The organism is Achromobacter sp. ACM02, from assembly GCF_014851605.1.
GTDB classification, from domain to species: Bacteria; Pseudomonadota; Gammaproteobacteria; order Burkholderiales; family Burkholderiaceae_B; genus Achromobacter; species Achromobacter aegrifaciens.
Window position 1 is genome coordinate 145,473 of record NZ_JACUZY010000010.1, and the last position, 20,046, is coordinate 165,518.

Sequence of the window (20,046 nt, forward strand, 5' to 3'; positions counted from 1 at the left end):
AAAAGCCGAAGGCCATGGGCAAATACGACATGTGGCCGAAGTATCGGGAGCGGTTCGTACGGCGGCCGCTAGGTTGTCTGCGTATCCAGATAGTAGAGCGAAGAAATCGTATTGTTATCGCCCGCGACTACAGGCGCCCCGTTAACGGACGAATCGGCAAATACAAACCCGCGAAAGGTTCCCACCTGGTCAATCACCTGCAACCCGGAATATGTATGTCCGACGTCGTCTGCTATATGCCCATTATTGTTGTAGTCGTGGCTGATTTGGTAGCAGACGCGTCCTGTTGTGAGCCCCGCATTTCCCAGAGGCTGCCCCAAATAGCTGAGCACCTGGTGTTGTGCTCCAGGGGTATCGTCCCAAAGCACATAGCGCAATACTCCGGTCGTCGTCACCAAAAACACGCTACCCAGGCTCATCGAGTCGATACCCACAGGTTCGTCCACTCCCAGCCACGAGTTATGCCGAATGACGCGCCCGTAAGGCAGATCCTTTTTCATGCCGTTGATGTCAGCACCAGAGGTAAAGCCGACATTTATCCCCCCAAAACCCCAACCAGCGTTTACTGCCGAAACGTCATACGCTCCACTTGGAAGTGAGTAAATCGAGCCTGCCACATAGTTAGCCTGCTGGAGTTCTATCTTCACCAATGTCGCATCTGCCCAGGTCACTCTCCATACTTCCACGCTGCTGCCGAAATCAATACGCACCTCATCGCTTCCCTGGAGCTGCCAGGTACCGAAAATGGTCGTTGCGATAGCGCCTGCATCACTAAACTTCCTCGAACCTTGCAGATATTGGTCTTGATCAAAGTTGTACGGATAGGATGGCTGATTGGCATAGCCAACTTTTCGGCCAACAGAGCCATAGTCCCCAGGAGAGTTTGGGCTCCACACCGGAGCGTCGCCTTGCCAGTACCAGAAATCGGAGCGCATCGTGCCCCCGGGTTGAAAGCTGTACATGCAAAGACGCGTGAAATGTACGCCACTCGGCAGCACCCCTTTCAACGTCACGGCATACCCACCCGGAAACGGATCGTTCTTTTTCATCATCACGCCAGACATAACTTTAGCCTCTCTAGTTGAATCGTTTAAACACTCATCCATTGAGAAATACTCATCGAGGCCGTAGATGAGCAGACGGCCTCAACTCTCGGCAACCACGCCGATTTCGTACATGAGACGCGGACATGCCATTCGCCATGAACCAGCGCCATACGCTCTACGCTCAGATCGAGCTGCAAAGGTCATTTATTCGCCACGCCGGTCTACCGCTCCAGCAATGGTTAGCAACCACAGCCGGCCGCTTGGCAGGGAGGCTTTGCAACAACCAGGGGCAGATGTGACGAGGCCGGGCGCAAGACAAATTGCGCCCCCCTCGCGCCTCGCCCGTTCCGGCCCGATACAATCACGGGCATGAATTCCGCAACGCAAAACACCGCCGCCGACGCCCACCCGGGCCATACCCCCATGATGCAGCAGTACCTCCGCCTGAAAGCGGAGGCCGGTCCCTTGCTGCTCTTCTACCGCATGGGGGACTTCTATGAAATGTTCTACGAAGACGCGGAGCGCGGCGCGCGTCTGCTGAACCTGACGCTGACCAAGCGCGGTTCGTCCAACGGCACGCCGATCCCGATGGCCGGGCTGCCGGTGCACGCCATGGAGCAGTACCTGGCGCGGCTGGTCGCCATGGGCGAGTCCATCGCCATCTGCGAGCAGATCGGCGATCCGGCGACCTCCAAGGGTCCGGTCGAGCGCCGCATCGTGCGCATCGTCACGCCCGGCACGCTGACCGACGACGCGCTGCTGCCGGCCAAGGCGGACCGCGCGCTGGCCGCCGTGTTCGTGGGCGGCACCGCGCGCGCGCCGCGCGCCGGGCTGGCCTGGCTGAACCTGGCCAGCGGCGAATTTCGCGTGACCGAATGCGCGCCGGCGCAGCTGGAATCCGAGCTGCACCGCATTGCGCCGGCCGAGATCGTCTGCGCCGACAGCGCAGAGTTCGACTTCCCCTTCGAAGGCGCGCGGGCCCGCGTGCCCGACTGGCACTTCGAAGCCGACAGCGCCCGCGCCCATCTGCTGGCGCACTTCAAGACCGATACGCTGGCGGGCTTCGACATCGAAGACATGCCGGCCGGCATTTGCGCCGCGGGCGCGCTGCTGCGCTACGCGGCACGCACCCAGTCGCAGGCCCTGGCCCACGTGCAGAGCCTGTCGGCGGAACGCCCCGGGCAGTACGTGCTGCTGGATCCGGTCACGCGCCGCAACCTGGAGCTGACGCAGACGCTGTCGGGCGAAGATTCGCCGACGCTGTTCTCGCTGCTGGACGGCTGCCGCACGCCCATGGGCAGCCGGCTGCTGCGCCGCTGGCTGCACCATCCGCTACGCGAGAACGAACAGGCGCTGGCGCGCCAGCAAGCCATCTCGGCGCTGCTGGCGGGCCGCATGGACATGGAACAGACCTTCGGCGCGGCCGGCTTCGGTTCGGCCGGGCTGCTGGAGTCCTTGCGCAGCGCATTGAACGCCTTCCCGGACATCGAACGCATCGCCGCCCGCCTGGCATTGCGTTCGGTGCGCCCGCGCGAACTGGCCAGCCTGCGGGACGCGCTGCAGGCCCTGCCGGCGCTGCGCGACCAGGTCGAGCCGATGGCGGATTCGCCGCGGCTGGGCGAACTGGTCTCGCACCTGTCGGTGGACCCGGCCCTGGCCGCCCTGCTGGTGCGCGCCATTGCCGCCGAACCCGCTGTCGCCATCCGCGACGGCGGCGTGCTGGCGGCGGGCTTCGACGCTGAACTGGACGAACTGCGCGGCCTCGCGGCCGACGGCGGCGACTTCCTGGTGCAGCTGGAAGCCCGCGAGCGCGAACGCACCGGCATCAGCAACCTGCGCGTGGAGTTCAACCGCGTGCATGGCTTCTACATCGAAGTCACCAAGGGCCAGACCGCCAAGGTGCCGGAGGATTACCGCCGCCGCCAGACGCTGAAGAACGCCGAACGCTACATCACGCCCGAGCTCAAGACCTGGGAAGACAAGGTGCTGTCCGCCCAGGACCGTTCGCTGGCTCGGGAAAAATGGTTGTTCGAGCAATTGCTCGATGTGCTGGCCGAACACGTGCGGCCGCTGTCAGACTGCGCCGCCGCGTTGGCCGAACTGGACGCGCTGGCCGCGCTGGCCGATCACGCGCGCCGCCACGACTGGATCGCGCCCGAACTGTCTGAGCAGGCCGACATCGACATCGATGCCGGCCGCCACCCGGTGGTGGAACACGCCATCGAGCGCTTCACGCCCAACGGCTGCCGGTTGGAGCCAGCGCGTCGGATGCTGCTGATCACCGGTCCGAACATGGGCGGTAAATCGACCTATATGCGGCAGGTGGCGCTGATCGTGCTGCTGGCGCGCATCGGCAGTTTCGTGCCCGCTTCGCGCGCCCGCATCGGCAAGATCGACCGCATCTTCACCCGTATCGGAGCGGCCGACGATCTGGCGGGCGGCCGCTCGACCTTCATGATGGAAATGACCGAGGCGGCCGCCATCCTGTCGGCCAGCACGCCCAACAGCCTGGTGCTGATGGACGAAATCGGCCGCGGTACGTCCACCTATGACGGCCTGGCGCTGGCCTGGGCCATCGCCTGCCGCCTGCTTGCCCACAATCGCGCGCTGACGCTGTTCGCCACCCACTATTTCGAGCTGACCCGCCTCCCCGCAGAACAGCCGGCCTCGGCCAACGTGCACCTGGCCGCGGCGGAATCGGCCGGCGGCATCGTGTTCCTGCACGAAGTGCGCGAAGGCCCCGCCAGCCGCAGCTACGGGATCCAGGTGGCGCAACGCGCGGGCGTGCCCGCCGCCGTGATCCGCCAAGCCTCGCGCGAACTGGAACGCCTGGAGGCGCAAGGCGCCCCCACGCCGCAGCTCGGCCTGTTCGCGGCCGCCGCTGACGCCGACGCCCAGGCCTATGCGGAAGCCGACCGTTCCGACGACCTCGAGGCCCTGGACGCCCTGCGCGAGGAACTCGCCGCCATCGACCCCGACAGCCTGACCCCGCGCGAAGCGCTGGACGCCCTCTACCGCCTGAAGAAGCACCTGCAATGAACCTCGACCATTCCTTGGCCCTGCTGGGCAACCAGAGCCCCAACAACTTCATGCGCCGCTACTGGCAGCGCAAGCCTCTCTTGATCCGCCAGGCCATCCCCGGCTTCAAGCCGCCGGTCACGATCGCCGCCATCAAGAAGCTGGCGCGCCGCGACGATGTGGAATCGCGCCTGATCTGGCGCGAGAACGGCGAATGGCAGATGGAGAACGGTCCCTTCGCGCGCCTGCCCAAGGACAATGAAGGCGACTGGACCTTGCTGGTGCAAAGCGTGGACCTGCACAGCGATGCCGCGTCCGAACTGATGCAGCTGTTCCGCTTCATCCCCGATGCGCGCCTGGACGACGTGATGATCAGCATCGCCAGCCATGGCGGCGGCGTGGGTCCGCATTTCGACAGCTACGACGTGTTCCTGCTGCAAGCGGCGGGCGAGCGTGAATGGCGCTATGGCCGCCAGAAGGACCTGTCGCTGGAACCGGGCCTGCCGCTGAAGATCCTGAGCCGTTTCGAGCCCGAAGAGACGGCCGTGCTGACGCCTGGCGACATGCTCTACCTGCCGCCGCAGGCGGCCCACGACGGCGTCGCCGTGGGCGACGGCTGCATGACGATTTCCATCGGTTTTCGCGCACCCACGCAGGCGACGCTGGCGCGCGGGCTGCTCGAAGCGGCCGCGGATCAGGTCATGGCGCGCGTCGGCCTCTTGGGCGGCCCCTATGGCGAGCCCGCCCTGCCCGGCCCGAAGCTGTCGGCCGTCTATCGCGATCCCGGCCAGCCCGCGGTCGACACCCCCGCCGCGCTGCCGGACGCGCTGGTGGCCGCCACGCTGGAAACCGTGGAAAAGCTGCGCTTCGACGATGCGCTGGCCTCGCGCTTCCTGGGCTGCTGGCTGACCGAGCCCAGCAATCTCAGCGTGTTCGACGCGCCCGAAGGCATGGACGTGGATCTGGAAGAAGACTGGCCCACCGCAGGCCGGCTGGTGCTGGACCGCCGCAGCCGCATGCTCTATCGCGGCAAGCAGCTCTTCATCAATGGCGAAACCGCCATGGTGCCCGCCGACGCCGCCCTGCGCACGCTGGCGGATGCGCGCAGCCTGGATTGCTCAGACCCATCCTGCGCTCGGTTGAGCGACGAAGCCCGCTCCTGCCTGGCGGATTGGCTGGATTCCGGCTGGATCCGCTACGTCGCGGCGTAGCATCCCGACACGGCCCCGTATCAGTCCTGTACAGAAGGAAATCAGGTCTGATACGCGGGACACATCAAGAAAGAGATAACACGAAGCTGAAAGGTTTGTTGCCGTTAGGATGCGACCTTTTTAACTTTCATACGCGTTGCGCCCGCGTGTTCCTGTAGCCTGACCTCTGGTTTCCCCTAATGGGGTTTCAAGAGTCGTCATCTACAGGAGTCTAAAAATGATGAGCAAAACCTTGATTATTGCCTCGGTGCTGGCCGTCGCGCTGAGCGCCTGCAACAAGAAGGAAGATGCCCCGGCGCCCGCGACCAACCCCGCTCCGGGCGCAAGCACGCCTGCCCCCACCACGACGCCCCCGGCCACTTCGCCGGCTCCGGCGCCCACGCCCAACACCACGCCGGGTGGCGGTTCGACCACCCCGGGCGGCTCGACCACGCCCGCGTCCTAATAAAAACTCAGCGACGAACCCCCGCTCTGAGGACGCAAGAAAAAGCCCTGGCTGCTACAGCCGGGGCTTTTTTGCGTCCAGAGGGCATATGCGCAAGGCGCAGCAACCGCAAGCCTTCGCGGCGGGAAGCTCGCCCTCCCTGCCGGCTCGCAAGATCTTCAAAGCGCCCAACAAAAAAAGAGGCCCCCGCAGGGGCCTCTCTTGCGCGGTGCTGCGCGTGAGCGCAGAACCGTCTGGTCTTACATCTTGTCCTTCAGCACGCTCAGCAGACGCTGGGCGGTGGCGCTGTTGTCGCGCGCGCCATTGGCATCCAGCACGGTCACCACGGTCTGGTCGCCGTTGGCAGCCAGGTGGATACGGTACTGCGGCGCCTCGGCCTTCTTGTCGCCCGAGAACATGCGGCTGAAGAAGCCCGGCTGGTCGATCTTCTCGCCCGTGTCGGTATCGACATAGCGGACGAAGTAGTCGCCAGCGGAGCGATCGCGGTCGTCCACGGCGAAGCCGCCGCCGTCCAGCGCCACGCCAACACGGCGCCATGCGCGGTCGAACGATTCGCTGACGAGCAGCGAGGCGCCCTGTGCGCGGACGTCCTGCTGCACGGCAGGCTTCTGCGGCGCGGCCTCGGCCTGCTGCACCAGCTTGCGGGCGTTGTCGACGTCGGAACCCAGGTAGACCATCATGCGGGCCAGCATGGCGGCGTTCAGGCCCGGATCTTCCTTGCCGTTCTGCCACTGCACCTGCATGCCGTCGCTGCCCACGCGCTTTTCAAGCATCTGGCGGTGGCTGACATAGACCTCGGTATGGCCATTGACGCGTTCGACACGGGTACGGAATTTCTCGCGTTCGCCGCTGTCCCAGGCCGATTCGAGAATCATGCCCAGCGCCTGACGCAGCCAGCTTTCCGGAATCTTGGCCCGGTTTTCAGCCCAGTCGGTTTCGATCAAGCCAGCGCCAGGATTGTTGCTGGCGACGGTAAAGCCGTTTTCGGTCCAGAAGTCCACCAGTCGCGGGAACACGTCTTCCGGCGGACGGTCCACCACCAGCCAACGCAGGTCGCCGTCGCGCTCGACGCGCATGTCCTGGCGGCCGGGCAACACGTTGCTCGTCTTGGGCTGGGTGGCTTGCGCCTGGCCCTGCTGCTGGAACTGCGAATAGGTGGTCGAGCCCGAAGCCGGCGCGCGATAGCGCGGATCGCTGTTGGCCTGGGTCAGGTCGGGCGGGATGCTGAGGGGCTCTCCACGCTGGGTGACTGCGCTCTTGTAATTGACGGACTCTTCATTGCCCAGGAATTGATTGACCTCGCTGCAGCCGGCCAACAACACCAGAGACATCAATGCCGACAAACCGGCATGACGTTTGTTCATACGTATCCTCACGATATTTAGAGCAGGCCCGTTTCCTGGAGCGCGGCACGCACGGTTGCGTGGTGCTGCGATCCCAGTTCAACCAGCGGCAGCCGGTAACCCAGTGCGCTGCGGCCCATTTCGGCCAACGCCCACTTCACGGGGATGGGGTTGGCTTCAACGAACAAAGCCTTGTTCAGACGCGCCAGGTGCGCGTTAAGTTCACGCACCTTGGGCACATTGCCGGCCAGGGCGGCGGCACAGAGCTCGCGCATGAGCTTGGGCGCCACGTTGGCCGTAACGGAAATATTGCCGCGCGCACCCAGCAGGATCAGGGCGGCGGCGGTGGGGTCATCGCCGCTGAAGACCTGGAAGCTGGCCGGCGCTTCGCGCAGCAGCAGGCCGCCGCGGGCGATGTCGCCCGTGGCGTCCTTGATGCCGATGATGCCCGGCACCTGCGCCAGGCGCAGGACCGTTTCGTTGCTCATGTCGGCAACGGTACGGCCCGGCACGTTGTACAGGATGGTGGGCAGATCGACGGCTTCCGCGATGGTGCGGAAGTGACGGTACAAACCCTCTTGCGAGGGCTTGTTGTAATAGGGAACGACCGACAGGCCGGCCTGCGCGCCCACGGCCTTGGCGTGGCGCGTCAGGTGGATGGCTTCGTCGGTGGAGTTGGCGCCCACGCCGGCGATGACCGGAATGCGGCCCGCAGCGTGTTCGACCGCGACGCGGATCAGCTCCGCATGTTCTTCCATGGAGACCGTGGGCGACTCCCCGGTGGTGCCGACCACCACCAGTGCGTCGGTTCCTTCCTGGATATGCCAGTCGATCAGCGACCGGTAGGCCGCGTAGTCCAGACTGCCGTCGGGCTGCATGGGAGTGACCAGAGCCACCATGCTGCCTTGGAAATTAACGCCTGCGGCGGTTGCAGGGGATGCCATAAATGTAGGGCTCCAAAACCCCGCGGCGGGATGCCCCGGGGCCAGAATCAATGAAACCGATGAGTTTAACGGATATTGGCTGAAATCCTACAGAAACCACTGGACGATGGTCGTCCCCAGAGAGAGTACCGGCCGCATCAATAGCCAGAGCACATCCGTCACCAGCAGGATGACGACGATCACCAGGCCATAAGGCTCGATTTTCGAGTATTGCCAGGCCAGGCGATTCGGTAGCAGGCTGAAAAGGATGCGTCCCCCGTCCAGCGGCAGGATGGGCAGCAGATTCAGGGCCATGAGCACGAGGTTGACGTTCACGCCGGCCACGGCCATCTCGAACCAGAACGATTCCTGCAGGCCAGACTCCAGGAAGATGCGCAGCGAAAACGCCCACAGGACCGCCATGAACAGGTTGGCGGCAGGCCCCGCCAGCGCCACCCACAGCATGTCCTGCTTGGGCCGGCGCAAGCGGCCGAAATCCACCGGCACAGGCTTGGCCCAGCCGAACAGCATGCCCGGACTACCCAAAAGCTTGGAGGCCAGCAGGATCGCCACCGGCACCAGCAGCGTGCCGACGGGATCGATATGCCGCGCAGGATTCAGGCTGATGCGTCCGGCCTGATAGGCCGTGGGATCGCCGAACATCCGCGCGACGTAGCCGTGCGCGGCTTCGTGCAAGGTGATGGCGAAGATGACCGGTATCGCGTAGACCGCAATGGTTTGGATGATGTCATTCATGGCGAACCGGATTGTAGATGAGCCGCGCGCCGGCGCATGCCGGCGTGCAGGTCGGCGCGGCGGGCGCGCTAGGCAAGACCGAGGGTGGCAGGATCGCCGCGTCCGACACGCACGACCACAGGCTCGTCGCCGGTGAGGTCTATCACGGTGGTGGGCGATTGCGGGCAAGCGCCCGCGTCGATGATGGCCGCCAGGGAGTGTTCGTAGCGTTCGCGGATTTCTTCCGCGTCGTTCAACGCTTCGGTCTCGTCCTTGGGGATGAGCGTGGTGGACAGCAAGGGCGCCCCCACCTGCTCCAGCAGGCCCAGCATGACGGGATGGTCCGGCACACGGATGCCGATGGTCTTGCGCGACGGATGCGACACGCGGCGCGGCACTTCCTTGGTCGCTTCGAGGATGAAGGTCCAGGGTCCCGGCGTCGCGGCCTTCAGCAACCGGTACTGGCGGTTGTCGACGCGCGCGAAGTGGCCGATTTCAGCCAGGTCGCGGCACAGCAGCGTGAGATGATGGCGTTCATCCAGGCCACGCAGGCGGCGCAGTCCGTCAGCGGCGTTCTTGTCGTCCAGCCGTGCGACCACGGCATAGCTCGAATCGGTAGGCACTGCGACCAGCCCGCCATCGGCCAGCCATTGGGCCGCCTGCTTCAGCAGGCGCGGTTGCGGATTCGCGGGATGAATATCGAAATACAAGGCCATGGGTTTATCCTAACACTCTTGAAGGCCGCTCAGTACAGAGCGGCGATGCAAAATGGCGGGAACGCCGACCCGCCCGGAGAAACAGTATGCGCCTTGATGACTCGCGCGAAAGCGACAATGTGGAAGACCGCCGTTCCAGCGGCCCACGCATCGGCGGCCGCGGCACCATCGGCATAGGCACGATCGTGCTGGCCCTGGTCGCCATGTATTTCGGCGTGGACCCCAGCGTGGTCCTGCAGATGGCCGAAGGCCCGCCCGTGCAGCAACAGCAGGGGCCCGCCACGCGTCCGCCCGCCAACGACAAACAGGCAGTGTTCGTCTCCAAGGTGCTGGGCGAAACCGAAGACACCTGGAGCGCCATTTTCCAGAAGGACCTGAACCGCCAATACGTGGCGCCCAAGCTGGTGCTGTTCCGCGGCGCCACGCCCACGGCCTGCGGCACCGGACAGTCGGCCATGGGGCCGTTCTACTGCCCGGGCGACAGCAAGGTGTACATCGACCTGGCGTTCTTCGACGAATTGCAGAACCGCTTCAAGGCGCCGGGCGATTTCGCCCAGGCCTATGTCATCGCGCATGAAGTCGGCCATCACGTCCAGCATCTGCTGGGCATCTCGGACCAGGTGGACAACCTGCGCCGCCGCAATCCCGCGCAGGCCAATGCATTGTCGGTGCGCATGGAACTGCAGGCCGACTGCTTCGCCGGCTTGTGGGCGCAGCGCGCCAACGCCGCCCGCAACATCCTGGAAAGCGGCGACGTGGAAGAGGCCCTGACCGCCGCCACCGCGATCGGCGACGACCGCCTGCAGAAGCAGAGCCAGGGCTATGTGGTGCCCGATTCCTTCACCCACGGCTCCTCGGCCCAGCGCGTGCGCTGGTTCAAGCGCGGCCTGGAGAGCGGCAGCATCAAGCAGTGCGACACGTTCGGCGCCAGCTCGCTATAGCCGCGACGCGCCGCCCTTGGGCTGTACATCCATACAGCAAAAAGGGCGGCGCAGTCTTCATCTTGTAAGATTACGCCCCCTCGCAGTGTTGCGCGTGCGCCCGCCGCCGCGCGGCGCTTGCCAGGCGCGCTGCCCGGCGCGCGCATTTCCAAGACCCTAGATCAGTTCCATGGCCAACAAGTTCGAACCGCTAATCACCGTTGATGAGGTGCAAGAGATTCTTGCCGAACCCAAGGAAACCGTAAAACCGATCGCCTGGGTGCCCAAGCCCGCCGCCAGCAATCTCCAATGGATGGAATTCGCCTGTGCCTGCCGGGTCAAGGGCGAAGTGCGTGAAGACGTGATCTTCCGCGCCACCTATCGCGGCGCGCGCACGGCCGTGCACGGCCAGGCCACGATTTTCCTGGCCGAAGCGTTCTGCGCCAGCCTCTTCGTAGGCCCGCACCGCGTGTTCGGCGTGGACACCGACGACTCCTTCCACACCAGCCTGGTGGGCGAAGGCCGGCCTCAGTACCGCAAGCCGCTTGCGGACCGCAGCCATGAACACATCTGGGTGGATGATGGCGAAGGTTATGCCGAGCCCATCGTGCCCGCCCTGCAGAATATCGGCGCGCTGATGCAGTACTTCCTGCCGCGGGCGAACCTGACGCTCACCGGCGGATTCGCGCATCCCCTCAAAGGCCGCCAAATCGAACTGATCCTATGAGCACTTTCCTGGAAGCCTCCGGCTGGACCGTCCTGCCGGCGGGCGAGCACGCCATCCGCGCCATATCGCCCATGACACTGGGCCTGGACGGGCAGCACGCGGCCTTCTTCATCGCGCATCCCGACGAGTCCACGTTCTACCTGACCGACGCCTGTGAGACCGCGATGCACGCGTCCAGCTACGGCATCGACCTGGCGGCCAAGCGCATCGACATCCTGAATGAAACCCCGGGCGTCAGCCTGGCGCACTTCGACCGCGACGGCGCCATCGTCGCCAGCGGTCCCAACGAGCAGCTGCAGGAAGCGCTGTGGGACGCGGTCAAGCTGGCGATGGCACTGTCGTTCCAGTGCGCCAAATGGATGCCGAAGTTCAGCCAGTTGCGCTTTCGCGCCCAGGTCGGGCGGGCGCTGGCGGCGGGCGTGGGCGTGAACCGCATGGTCAAGGGCGCGCGCGCCAAGGGCAGCAGCGGCCACACGGCCGATTTCGCCTTCGCCGTACGCGCCGCCAGCAGCACCGCGTTGACGTACATCGAACCGATCGCCCTGAAGGCCGGCAAGAAAATGGACTGGACGCAGGTCTACCAGACCCACGGCAAGATGTCGGACGTGAAGATGGCGGACGCGCGCAACTCGCGCATGGTCATCCTGGAGGACGGCGCCTCGGCCGAGGAATTCAAGAAGGCCGTGACCATCCTGGAACAGTCCGCGACCGTGCAGACGCTGGCCAAGACGCGCGATTGGCGGGAAGTCTTTTCCGGCTAGGACGGCGTCAGGCTGGCAGGTTGGTCAGGCCGTCGACGATTTCGCGGCCGTGCAGGATCGCTGCATGCACCGCTTCACGCGGACTGTAGACAAAACCGCCCTCGGCAAAACGCGGAACCGGATATTCGTCGCCGCCTTCGAGCACGGCGCCTGCCTGGACCACCATCACCGACGCTATGAATACGGGGCCGCTGGATTGCGCCTGAACCTCGGCGTCTGCGCCCCGGGACACTTTGGCCGTCAGCCGGTATCCCTTGTAGATCAAGTTGTTCTGATGCACTTCGGATGCCCTCTTTGTGCGATCCAGCATACCCCGCTTGACTATGACAGTTCGGATATGTTTTGTAACGATGGCAGAAAATAGAAACACTGTTGCATCGCGATAGGTACGTCCCCGTTTCCCAGGAACGCTACGCGCGGCCCATCCGCGCGCCGCATGTCCAGGGTTGACGCGGCTTGCGGCGCAACGCGGGGCGCTGCCGCAACCCGTCCCCACCCGGGTTCACGGGGATTTCCCTAGATCTGTTGCATATGCACACCTTATTGCAGGCTCATGCGGCGACATTCCGGTCCCGGCGCGCAGCGCTCGCGGCGGACTGCTCATCCGCTGGCCCGAAGAAGGCGGGAAACTGCTTTTCGCCCTTCTTCGTCACGCTCAACGCGCGCGAATCCAAGTCCTTGCTGATCCAGTCGCGGCGCGTCAGCGCCTCCAGCAGCGCCGCGCCCAAGGCGCCGCCCAGATGCGAGCGACGCTCGCTCCAGTCCAGGCAGGAGCAGGCGAAACGCCGCCGGCGTTGGCGCGCCTGCATCACGTCCACGCCTATCTGCGCCAGGGCCGCCTCGCCCAAAGGCGTCAGCAGGTAATCGCGCCCGTCCGCCGTCAGCCATTGGCGCGACAGCATCGCGTCATGGATGCGCACGGCCAGGGTGCCCGCCATGTGGTCATAACAGGTACGCGCCTCGCGCAGGGCCGAGGGCGTGCTGGGTTTGAACGGCACGCGCTCCGCGCCGGCCACCACCAGCAAGGCCTCCAGCGCATGTCCGACCTCGCCATTGGCCAGGCGGTAGTAGCGGTGCTTGCCCTGCACGGCCATTTCCACCAGCCCTTGTTCCCGCAGTCGCAGGAAATGGCTGCTGGCGGTGGAGGCGCCGATGTCGGCGGCGGCCGCCAGTTCGGTCGCGGTGCGGGCGCGGCCGTCCAGCAGCACGCACAGCATGCGCGCCCGGGCCGGATCGGCGATGGCGCCAGCCACGGCGGAAAGATTGATGTCGGCGAACTCGGATTCCATGATTCGTCACAGACCAAAGTGTTGTGTGCAGAGTCAAGCATACTGCGACTCAACGCAACAAGACAGCGGCCGGCCTGCCCGGACACCCATGCGCGCATCCCGGAAATTCTTTGGCTGGACAGTGCTTTACGCCACCTTCGTGCTGGCGATCTTCGGCTGGGGCGTCGGCTTCTACGGCCCGCCCGTGTTCCTGCATGCCGTGACGCAGCGTACCGGGTGGGGCGTGGCCCTGGTATCCGGCGCCGTCACGCTGCACTTTCTTTGCGGCACCCTGGTGGTCGCCAACCTGCCGCGGCTGTACCGGCGTTGCGGGGTGCCGGCGGTCACGCTGGGCGGCGCCGTGCTGCTCGCGTTCGGCGTGAGCGGCTGGGCCGCGGCCGCACAGCCCTGGCAGCTCTATGCGGCGGCGCTGCTCTCGGGCATGGGCTGGGTGACGCTGGGTGCCGCCGCCGTCAATGCGCTGATCTCACCCTGGTTCGTCCGCCGCCGCCCCGCCGCGCTGGGCATGGCCTACAACGGCGCCAGCGTCGGCGGCATCGTCTTTTCGCCCTTATGGGTTTACCTGATCGGCCAGGCAGGATTTGCCCAGGCGGCCTTGTGGGTAGGCGCGGCGATGGTGGCCGTGATCGCCGTGCTGTCGCGCAAGGTGTTTGCCCTGACGCCGCAACAGCTGGGCCAGGAGCCAGATGGCGCTTGCGCTGCAGCGCAGGCGCCGGCGGCCACGGCAGGCATCGCCTCGCCCGCGCCCGCGCCGGTGGCGGGCCTGTGGCGCAACCGCGCCTTTCTCACCCTGGCCGCCGGCATGGCGCTGGGCCTGTTCGCCCAGATCGGCCTGATCGCGCATCTGCTGTCCCTGCTGGCGCCGCTGCTGGGCGCACAGACCGCAGGCCTGGCAATGGGCCTGGCTACGGCCGCGGCCATCGGCGGGCGCACGCTCGTCGGTTGGCTGATGCCTGCCGGCACCGACCGGCGCAAAGTGGCCTGCCTGGCCTACGCCATCCAGATCGCCGGTTCATTGGTTCTGATGCTGGCCGCAGAGCACGCCTGGGCCATCTGGCTGGGCGTACTGCTGTTCGGATCAGGCATAGGGAACGCGACCTCGCTGCCGCCATTGATCGCGCAGACTGAGTTCGCCCGCGAAGACACGCAACGCGTGGTCCCGCTGATTGTCGCCATGTCGCAAGGCGCCTACGCCTTCGCGCCCGCGTCGTTCGGCATGCTGCGGGCATGGTCCGAACAGGCCGGGCAGCCACTGCTCTGGTTCCTGGCGGCGGCGGCCAGCCTGCAGGCCGCCGCCATCGCCTGTTTCGCGTTGGGGCGCGTTACTCCAGCCCGCCGCGGCGGGCAACCAGCCCAGCCATGACGGCATCGCCGTTTTCGCCGGCCAGGCCTTCGGCCACGCCGCGCCTATCGGCAACCGTTCGGTTCTGGCTGACCTTCCATTTGCCTTCGATGCGCGCAATGGGAATCTCCACGCCGACGATGGCGCGCATCTGGGCCGCGATGAAATCCGCCGGCGCGTCGGCCACGCGCCAGGGCTGCGCGCGCGCTTTCTCCTGGCTGTCGGTCAGCGCATCCAACTGGGCGCGCAGCCAGGCCGGATCATCCTGAATCACCGGCGCGCCCCAGACGTGCACGGCAACGAAGTTCCAGGTGGGCACGACCTTGTGCGTCTCGGCCTTGGTCGGGTACCACGACGGCGTGACGTAAGCCTGCGGTCCGTGGAATACGACCAGGCATTCGCGGCCCGAAGCAAGGTCGGCAAGCTGCGGGTTGGCGCGGGCCACATGCAGGCGCAATAAGCCATGCGGTCCTTCCGGATACAGCAGACAGGGAATGTGGTTCGCCATCAGCCCGCCCTCCCCGCTGGTCGTGAGCACGCCCAGCGGATGGGCGCGGATGAAATCGTGCTGGACTTCGAGCGAGTCTTCGCGAAAGGCGGACGGCAGGTACATGGCGGGTTCGGCGGTAGCGGCTGAAAACCACAACATACCGCCATCGTGGCTCCATTTCCAGGACCAGCTCAGGTTCTTTTCATGGAGCCAGCGGCATCAGGCTGGCAAGCGCTTTTCCAGCAGGATGGTGGTGAAGCCGCTGTCCCATTCCTCGTCAGGATAGGTATCGATCTCGGCATAGCCGTGCTTGCCGTAGAACTGGCGGCTGCGCATATTGAAGGAATCCGTCTCCAGCCGCGCCTGAGCAAATCCCGCAGCGCGGATGGCCGTTTCCATCCAGGCCAGCAATGCGCCGCCGACACCCTGCCCTTGCCTTGCGGGATGCACATGCAAGGCCCAGATGAAGTCGTTTTCCCAATCCGCCATGCCCGCCAGCACGCCGTCGATTTCGCACACCATGAAAAGGCTGCCCCTGGCGCTCACATACTGGCCCGTCTTGCCGCTTGCGCGAAACTGGGCGTCCCTTTCCGCCGTCATTTCCGGCATCCACGTGCTTTCGTAGGTGCGCATCAGCAGGTCTTCGAGCAAGACTGCGTCCTCAGGCCGGCTCGGCCTGATCATGAATTTCTGTTGTTGGTCCGTCATGCGCGGCAGTGTAGCAATGCCGCTCCCAAGGAGATGCGCGCGCTTATCGTCGCACGCGTTCGTATGCCTGGTTCATGCGATCCCGCGCCCCGGTTTCGTTGGCGTAGGCGCGGTCATAGTTGTCCAGGCAATCCTGGGTGGGATTCGGCCACTTGATCGCGGCGATCGCGGCGGTGAGCTCGTCGCGGGCCCGCTGCCAGTCCTTGACGGCGGCATACCATTGCTTGGCGGTGTCCATAGTTGTCTCCCTATGTTCACTCGTCCATCGTAGTCCCGCGGCGGCTTTCCGCGGCAGCTATTACGGCTTACCCGCAATGGAGTCTTCCACGCCCCGCCGATCTTTCGTTTCAGTTTTCCCAAAATGGAATTCTGCTTTGCAGCGAAACGGGGCTTCCACCCCTGCCAAAGCGGAAAATCCGGCGCGAAACGGGGCAATAATTGGGCCGCCCGCGACACGCGCACGGCCTTTCCATCTGCCGCGCCGGGCGCCATTTTCAGGAAGAGAAGAATATGAAGATCCGTCTCGCTCTGGCCGCCTGCTGTGCAGTGATCGGCCTTGCCGGCTGCACCAACCTGCCCAAGCCGCAGAACTATTCCACGTCCCTGGGTGAAAACCAGAGCCGGCTCAAGCAGGATCCCGACTGGAGCGCTGGCATGGTCTGGGTGCGCCCCGGTCCGCCCATCGGCAGCCAGTACCAGAAAAAACTCATTCTGGAACCGGTGCAATACATCCAGGGCGACCGACCGGACGAGCTGGACATGAAAGCCGATAGCGCCATGCGCGAGCGCGCGCTGGCCTACCTGAACGAAGCGATCCGGCGCGAGTTCGAACAAGCCGGCTACCAACTGCTGACACGGCCCGCGCCACACGCAATGCGCCTGAGCGCCGCCATCACCGGCACCTTCCGCAACGAGCGCGACCCCAGGATGATGGAATACATCCCCATCGGCTTCGTGATCGGCCAGACCGTCAAGGCGGCCGGCTACCGCGACCAGTCGGCGCGCCTGCTGCTCGAGGCCGCCCTGCGCGACGCCAATACCAACGAGCTGCTGATCACTTCGCTGGGCACGGTCACGGGCGGCAACCTCCCCGCTGACCGCAAGCCCACCGCGGACGACGTGCGCAGCGCCATCGACGACTGGGCGCGCAACGCGCGCGAACAGTTCGACCGCATCTGGCAGGAAGACCAGCCGGAAGCCGGTTAGAGGCTGCGCTCGCACCGACGGGAACTTCCTGTCAGAGTTGATAGGTCTTGATCCATCAAGGCGGAACAGAACGGGCCAAAGCGGGTCGAATTCATCGCGTTTTTCAACCGAAAATCACGATGTGATGAATATTGACGTCAACCCTCACTTACCCAGTGCCACGGCTAATGCTACTGTTCCGCCTGTGCAAGGAGTACATGCAATGGATCAGAAAACCAAGCCCTGGGCTTTTCCCAAGCCGCATCCGGAAAATACCCCGCGGGGCGAACGCAACAAACAGGAGTTCGACGCTCCTGCCCAAGACCCGAAACCCGCGCCCAAGCCACGCGCGAAGAAGGAGACGCCGGCCGCCAGCCGGGCTCGCACATGAGCCCGGCCGGGCGCCCCGGCCTGCTCCTCGAATAAGCTTATCCCGCCTGCCCATGGCCCAGCGCCCGCGTTCGCGATCAATGGCGCGCGTCTCGCGGAAACCAGCATGGCCATGATCGCCGATCCGCCGCTGCGAGGCAGCGGCAAGATTACCGGAGTGTTCTTCGACCCTGCAGGGGAAATCGCGGCCGTGGCCTCCGAGTTTCCCCTGCTCGCGAACCCTCGCGCCCGCGCGGCGTATGGCGGCCAGACGTTGCGCTATCGCGTGGCGCTGTACCGCCGCGGCAGTCCCATCCCGTTCGCGGCTTTCGACCAACTGCGCCATCCCGTCAACCACATCGCTTTCCATCCCACCCAATCCGTGGTCGCGATCGGCGCAGGCAGTTATGACGGCGGCTATCTGTTCGAAGGCGACCTGCTGGTCTGGGATTGGCGCAGCGGGCTCTCGCGCCGGTTCTTCCGCAACATCCCTGAAGTTGCGCATTGCGCCTTCACCCCCTCGGGCGACGGGATCGAGGCGTGGGTGCGGCCCTGGGACGAAGAATGGGAAGGGCTGCCCGACGATCCGCCCGACGCCGCATTCAGCACCTTGTTCGTCGTGCGCACGCCCTACGACGCGGCGACCTGGTCCGATGCCGGTCCCGGCGAACTGGAACTGTCAGGCAACGACATCGCGCCGGCAGAAGATCCCCCCGCGCCGGCGCCCGAGTCCCGCCTCGCGCAATGGCTAGGGCTGCCGCAACTGGGAAGCCGCAAGGCCATCCATGATCTTGCGTGGTTGGACGCCAAGCGCATCGCGGTAGCGCATGGCGGCTGCCTGCTGGAAATCCAAGACGTCGAAGACGGCCTGGTCGCCGCATACGCCGGCGCCGGCCATGGCGCCGAGATCATCCGGGCGGCGGGCATCCATGTACACGTCGTGGAACCCTCGAAGCGGCCCGACATGAAGTGGCACCAGGATTCCCGGCTGTATACGCTGACGGATGACCGGCTGGACCTCGTCGGCGAGTACGACGGCGAATACACGTTCTCCGCCTCCTCGCAAGGCGTATTGCTGGGCCGCAGGAACCGCAACCCCGCAGCCCGCAACGCGTGCGACCTGCTGCGCGACCTGGGCTCGGGCGCCGAACGGCGCGTGGACCTGGGCCACTACGACTGCTTCAACCACTACATCCGCATCAGCGGCGCGCCGTCGCCGTTCTGCGTGCAAGGCACGCCTGCAAGCTCCCACGAGGCCAAACGCCTGTGCATGGTCATGCCAGACGGCCGGGCCAAGCCGCTGTGGCCGGTGCTCAAGGCCAACGGCAAGCCCGACAGCCACGCCATGGAACTTGCCGGCTGCTACGTCGACGACGCGCAAGGCGCTGGCCTGGTCATCAGCGGGCGGCACTACGCTCCCGCCGTCAACGTCGCCTGCGCCGGCTTCATTTACCGCAAACCGCTGGACCGTGACCGCGAACTCTGGCGACATTCCACCACTGCCTCCGCCAGCGCGGTCGTCTTCATGCCCTGCCCCGGGCTGATCGCCGCCGCGTTCCTGGACGGCGGGCTGCTGTTGCTGGATGCCGCGTCGGGCGAGATCCGGTTGCGCGCCAGGATGCGGCTGGAAGGCCTGCCTGCATTGGTCTTCGCGCTGGATGCCCATGAGGAAAAACTGGCTCTGGGAACGGCGGATGGCCGGATCTCCATCATCGCGGTCGACGAACTGCTGGCGCGCGGCGCGGCGCAGGAATGGGTGGAAATCGGCTAAGCGTAATCCCCTAGGCCCGCGGCCCGCGACTGCCGCTATCCTCGCGGACGTATCTATCCGCGACTTCCCATGACCCCTCGTCTGGATCTGTATACCCTGCAGGTGTTCCTGGCCGTGCTGGAAGAAGGCAGCATCGCCGCGGCCGCCGCGCGCGAACATATCGCGCCATCGGCGCTATCGAAGCGCCTGTCCGAACTCGAACGCGTCCTGGACGTCCCATTGTTTCAGCGCCATGCGCGCGGCGTCGAACCGACCAGCGCCGCACACGCGTTGGCGCGGCGCGCACGCACGCTGCTACATCAAACCCAGGACCTGGCCGCCGAAATCCGCGACTACTCCGCCGGCCTGCGCGGCCGCGTGCGCGTCGCGGCCAACCTGTCTTCCATTGCGCAGTTCCTGCCGATGGAACTGCGCCGCTTCCTGACCCAGCACCCCAACGTGCAGATCGACCTGGAAGAGTCCGTCAGCGCCGGCGTCACCCGCGCGGTGATCGACAACGCCGCCGACATCGGCGTCTACACCCAATCCGACGACGAAAACGGGCTGGACAACTATCCCTACCACCGCGACGTCATGGCGCTGGTGACGCCCTCGGGACACCCCTTGTCGCGACACCGGCAGGTATCGTTCGCCGATACGCTGGACTATGACCACGTCGGCATGCACCGGGGCAGCGCCGCGAACTACCTGTTCACGCGCGAAGCCGCATCCATGAACCGTTCTCTGCGGCTGCGCTTCCAGGTCACCTCCTACGACGCGCTGGTGTCCATGGTGCGCGCGGACCTGGGAGTCGGCATCGTGCCCACCAAGGCCCTGTCCGCCTATGTGTGCGACGCGCTCTGCATCATTCCGCTGACTGACGCCTGGGCGCACCGCCAGCTCAAGTTGTGCGTGCGCAGCAATGAATCGCTATCGGGCGCCGCCCGGTTGCTGCTGGATCATCTAATCGCCGAAGCCGCAACGCAGCAATAGGACGCGCGAGCCTGCCCATGCGCGACGCCTGGCCCCCGAGCCATCGCGTTTCGCGATCCCCCGCCGAAGATTCAC

At 65.4% G+C, this 20,046-nt stretch carries 21 protein-coding genes; 11 read left to right on the forward strand and 10 right to left on the reverse strand.

Features of this window, described 5'->3' with window-relative positions:
- Positions 1 to 68: 68 nt before the first annotated feature.
- Positions 69 to 1,064, reverse strand: a complete 996-nt coding sequence (locus tag IB258_RS26530; RefSeq protein ID WP_192353407.1) for a hypothetical protein — start codon at positions 1,062 to 1,064, stop codon at positions 69 to 71.
- A gap of 351 nt (positions 1,065 to 1,415) precedes the next feature.
- On the opposite strand from IB258_RS26530, the gene mutS reads away from it, so the two are divergent.
- From mutS to IB258_RS26545, 3 genes are all read left to right on the forward strand, one after another.
- Complete coding sequence (mutS, locus tag IB258_RS26535) at positions 1,416 to 4,085, forward strand: DNA mismatch repair protein MutS (protein WP_225590524.1); 2,670 nt, start codon at positions 1,416 to 1,418, stop codon at positions 4,083 to 4,085.
- A complete protein-coding gene (locus IB258_RS26540) occupies positions 4,082 to 5,275 on the forward strand; it encodes a cupin domain-containing protein (protein ID WP_192353408.1) in 1,194 nt (397 codons plus the stop codon). Before mutS ends, IB258_RS26540 begins: the two co-directional genes overlap by 4 nt.
- 217 nt (positions 5,276 to 5,492) lie before the next feature.
- A complete protein-coding gene (locus tag IB258_RS26545) occupies positions 5,493 to 5,720 on the forward strand; it encodes a hypothetical protein (protein ID WP_013395215.1) in 228 nt (75 codons plus the stop codon).
- 239 nt (positions 5,721 to 5,959) lie between these two features.
- Here IB258_RS26545 and bamC read toward each other — a convergent pair whose 3' ends face one another.
- The 4 genes from bamC to IB258_RS26565 form a co-directional block, all read right to left on the reverse strand.
- Positions 5,960 to 7,084 carry an outer membrane protein assembly factor BamC gene (gene bamC / locus IB258_RS26550; protein ID WP_054453258.1) on the reverse strand — a complete coding sequence of 375 codons (1,125 nt, stop codon included), beginning with the start codon at positions 7,082 to 7,084 and terminating at the stop codon, positions 5,960 to 5,962.
- A gap of 17 nt (positions 7,085 to 7,101) precedes the next feature.
- Complete coding sequence (gene dapA / locus IB258_RS26555; RefSeq protein ID WP_054453260.1) at positions 7,102 to 8,007, reverse strand: 4-hydroxy-tetrahydrodipicolinate synthase; 906 nt, start codon at positions 8,005 to 8,007, stop codon at positions 7,102 to 7,104.
- Between the two features lie 87 nt (positions 8,008 to 8,094).
- Positions 8,095 to 8,742, reverse strand: coding sequence for a site-2 protease family protein (locus tag IB258_RS26560; RefSeq protein ID WP_054453262.1), 648 nt, complete (start codon positions 8,740 to 8,742; stop codon positions 8,095 to 8,097).
- A gap of 68 nt (positions 8,743 to 8,810) precedes the next feature.
- Positions 8,811 to 9,437: an L-threonylcarbamoyladenylate synthase gene (locus IB258_RS26565; protein ID WP_054453264.1), complete on the reverse strand. Its 627-nt coding sequence runs from the start codon at positions 9,435 to 9,437 to the stop codon at positions 8,811 to 8,813.
- 86 nt (positions 9,438 to 9,523) lie between these two features.
- On the opposite strand from IB258_RS26565, the gene IB258_RS26570 reads away from it, so the two are divergent.
- The 3 genes from IB258_RS26570 to IB258_RS26580 all read left to right on the forward strand — a co-directional run bounded on the left by IB258_RS26570 (position 9,524) and on the right by IB258_RS26580 (position 11,845).
- A complete protein-coding gene (locus IB258_RS26570) occupies positions 9,524 to 10,378 on the forward strand; it encodes a neutral zinc metallopeptidase (protein WP_054453266.1) in 855 nt (284 codons plus the stop codon).
- Between the two features lie 169 nt (positions 10,379 to 10,547).
- Positions 10,548 to 11,084 carry a hypothetical protein gene (locus IB258_RS26575; protein WP_054453268.1) on the forward strand — a complete coding sequence of 179 codons (537 nt, stop codon included), beginning with the start codon at positions 10,548 to 10,550 and terminating at the stop codon, positions 11,082 to 11,084.
- Complete coding sequence (locus IB258_RS26580) at positions 11,081 to 11,845, forward strand: DUF1828 domain-containing protein (protein ID WP_054453270.1); 765 nt, start codon at positions 11,081 to 11,083, stop codon at positions 11,843 to 11,845. Before IB258_RS26575 ends, IB258_RS26580 begins: the two co-directional genes overlap by 4 nt.
- Before the next feature lie 7 nt (positions 11,846 to 11,852).
- Here IB258_RS26580 and IB258_RS26585 read toward each other — a convergent pair whose 3' ends face one another.
- Together IB258_RS26585 and IB258_RS26590 are read right to left on the reverse strand one after the other, a co-directional pair.
- On the reverse strand, positions 11,853 to 12,125 hold the full coding sequence (locus IB258_RS26585; RefSeq protein ID WP_054453716.1) for a hypothetical protein: 273 nt from the start codon (positions 12,123 to 12,125) through the stop codon (positions 11,853 to 11,855).
- Positions 12,126 to 12,396: 271 nt separating this feature from the next.
- Positions 12,397 to 13,134: a helix-turn-helix transcriptional regulator gene (locus IB258_RS26590; RefSeq protein WP_119450075.1), complete on the reverse strand. Its 738-nt coding sequence runs from the start codon at positions 13,132 to 13,134 to the stop codon at positions 12,397 to 12,399.
- 88 nt (positions 13,135 to 13,222) lie between these two features.
- Here IB258_RS26590 and IB258_RS26595 point away from each other — a divergent pair, with 88 nt between their 5' ends.
- Entirely contained in the window at positions 13,223 to 14,497 is a 1,275-nt protein-coding gene (locus tag IB258_RS26595; RefSeq protein ID WP_192353409.1) for an MFS transporter, read from the forward strand.
- Here IB258_RS26595 and IB258_RS26600 read toward each other — a convergent pair.
- The 3 genes from IB258_RS26600 to IB258_RS26610 all read right to left on the reverse strand — a co-directional run bounded on the left by IB258_RS26600 (position 14,457) and on the right by IB258_RS26610 (position 15,912).
- Positions 14,457 to 15,089 carry an FMN-binding negative transcriptional regulator gene (locus IB258_RS26600; protein WP_175181886.1) on the reverse strand — a complete coding sequence of 211 codons (633 nt, stop codon included), beginning with the start codon at positions 15,087 to 15,089 and terminating at the stop codon, positions 14,457 to 14,459. The genes IB258_RS26595 and IB258_RS26600 overlap by 41 nt on opposite strands.
- Before the next feature lie 96 nt (positions 15,090 to 15,185).
- A complete protein-coding gene (locus IB258_RS26605; RefSeq protein ID WP_054453276.1) occupies positions 15,186 to 15,674 on the reverse strand; it encodes a GNAT family N-acetyltransferase in 489 nt (162 codons plus the stop codon).
- A gap of 43 nt (positions 15,675 to 15,717) precedes the next feature.
- Positions 15,718 to 15,912 carry a hypothetical protein gene (locus IB258_RS26610; RefSeq protein ID WP_054453278.1) on the reverse strand — a complete coding sequence of 65 codons (195 nt, stop codon included), beginning with the start codon at positions 15,910 to 15,912 and terminating at the stop codon, positions 15,718 to 15,720.
- Positions 15,913 to 16,184: 272 nt separating this feature from the next.
- On the opposite strand from IB258_RS26610, the gene IB258_RS26615 reads away from it, so the two are divergent.
- The 4 genes from IB258_RS26615 (at position 16,185) to IB258_RS26630 (ending at position 19,971) form a co-directional block, all read left to right on the forward strand.
- Positions 16,185 to 16,880, forward strand: a complete 696-nt coding sequence (locus IB258_RS26615) for a DUF3313 domain-containing protein (protein WP_054453280.1) — start codon at positions 16,185 to 16,187, stop codon at positions 16,878 to 16,880.
- Between the two features lie 202 nt (positions 16,881 to 17,082).
- On the forward strand, positions 17,083 to 17,250 hold the full coding sequence (locus IB258_RS26620; RefSeq protein ID WP_165867876.1) for a hypothetical protein: 168 nt from the start codon (positions 17,083 to 17,085) through the stop codon (positions 17,248 to 17,250).
- A gap of 105 nt (positions 17,251 to 17,355) precedes the next feature.
- Complete coding sequence (locus IB258_RS26625; protein WP_192353410.1) at positions 17,356 to 18,999, forward strand: hypothetical protein; 1,644 nt, start codon at positions 17,356 to 17,358, stop codon at positions 18,997 to 18,999.
- A 69-nt stretch (positions 19,000 to 19,068) separates the two neighbouring features.
- Positions 19,069 to 19,971 carry a LysR family transcriptional regulator gene (locus IB258_RS26630; RefSeq protein ID WP_192353411.1) on the forward strand — a complete coding sequence of 301 codons (903 nt, stop codon included), beginning with the start codon at positions 19,069 to 19,071 and terminating at the stop codon, positions 19,969 to 19,971.
- The last annotated feature ends 75 nt before the right edge of the window (positions 19,972 to 20,046 follow it).

Bases quoted from the DNA above. Each gene is read 5' to 3' on its own strand.
- dapA (WP_054453260.1), bottom strand. From the start codon at position 8,007: ATGGCATCCCCTGCAACCGCCGCAGGCGTTAATTTCCAAGGCAGCATG.
- IB258_RS26540 (WP_192353408.1), top strand. From the start codon at position 4,082: ATGAACCTCGACCATTCCTTGGCCCTGCTGGGCAACCAGAGCCCCAAC.
- IB258_RS26570 (WP_054453266.1), top strand. From the start codon at position 9,524: ATGCGCCTTGATGACTCGCGCGAAAGCGACAATGTGGAAGACCGCCGT.
- IB258_RS26565 (WP_054453264.1), bottom strand. From the start codon at position 9,437: ATGGCCTTGTATTTCGATATTCATCCCGCGAATCCGCAACCGCGCCTG.
- mutS (WP_225590524.1), top strand. From the start codon at position 1,416: ATGAATTCCGCAACGCAAAACACCGCCGCCGACGCCCACCCGGGCCAT.
- IB258_RS26630 (WP_192353411.1), top strand. From the start codon at position 19,069: ATGACCCCTCGTCTGGATCTGTATACCCTGCAGGTGTTCCTGGCCGTG.
- IB258_RS26580 (WP_054453270.1), top strand. From the start codon at position 11,081: ATGAGCACTTTCCTGGAAGCCTCCGGCTGGACCGTCCTGCCGGCGGGC.
- IB258_RS26610 (WP_054453278.1), bottom strand. From the start codon at position 15,912: ATGGACACCGCCAAGCAATGGTATGCCGCCGTCAAGGACTGGCAGCGG.
- IB258_RS26620 (WP_165867876.1), top strand. From the start codon at position 17,083: ATGGATCAGAAAACCAAGCCCTGGGCTTTTCCCAAGCCGCATCCGGAA.
- IB258_RS26560 (WP_054453262.1), bottom strand. From the start codon at position 8,742: ATGAATGACATCATCCAAACCATTGCGGTCTACGCGATACCGGTCATC.
- IB258_RS26605 (WP_054453276.1), bottom strand. From the start codon at position 15,674: ATGACGGACCAACAACAGAAATTCATGATCAGGCCGAGCCGGCCTGAG.
- IB258_RS26545 (WP_013395215.1), top strand. From the start codon at position 5,493: ATGATGAGCAAAACCTTGATTATTGCCTCGGTGCTGGCCGTCGCGCTG.
- IB258_RS26625 (WP_192353410.1), top strand. From the start codon at position 17,356: ATGGCCATGATCGCCGATCCGCCGCTGCGAGGCAGCGGCAAGATTACC.
- IB258_RS26595 (WP_192353409.1), top strand. From the start codon at position 13,223: ATGCGCGCATCCCGGAAATTCTTTGGCTGGACAGTGCTTTACGCCACC.
- IB258_RS26590 (WP_119450075.1), bottom strand. From the start codon at position 13,134: ATGGAATCCGAGTTCGCCGACATCAATCTTTCCGCCGTGGCTGGCGCC.
- bamC (WP_054453258.1), bottom strand. From the start codon at position 7,084: ATGAACAAACGTCATGCCGGTTTGTCGGCATTGATGTCTCTGGTGTTG.
- IB258_RS26615 (WP_054453280.1), top strand. From the start codon at position 16,185: ATGAAGATCCGTCTCGCTCTGGCCGCCTGCTGTGCAGTGATCGGCCTT.
- IB258_RS26530 (WP_192353407.1), bottom strand. From the start codon at position 1,064: ATGTCTGGCGTGATGATGAAAAAGAACGATCCGTTTCCGGGTGGGTAT.
- IB258_RS26575 (WP_054453268.1), top strand. From the start codon at position 10,548: ATGGCCAACAAGTTCGAACCGCTAATCACCGTTGATGAGGTGCAAGAG.
- IB258_RS26600 (WP_175181886.1), bottom strand. From the start codon at position 15,089: ATGTACCTGCCGTCCGCCTTTCGCGAAGACTCGCTCGAAGTCCAGCAC.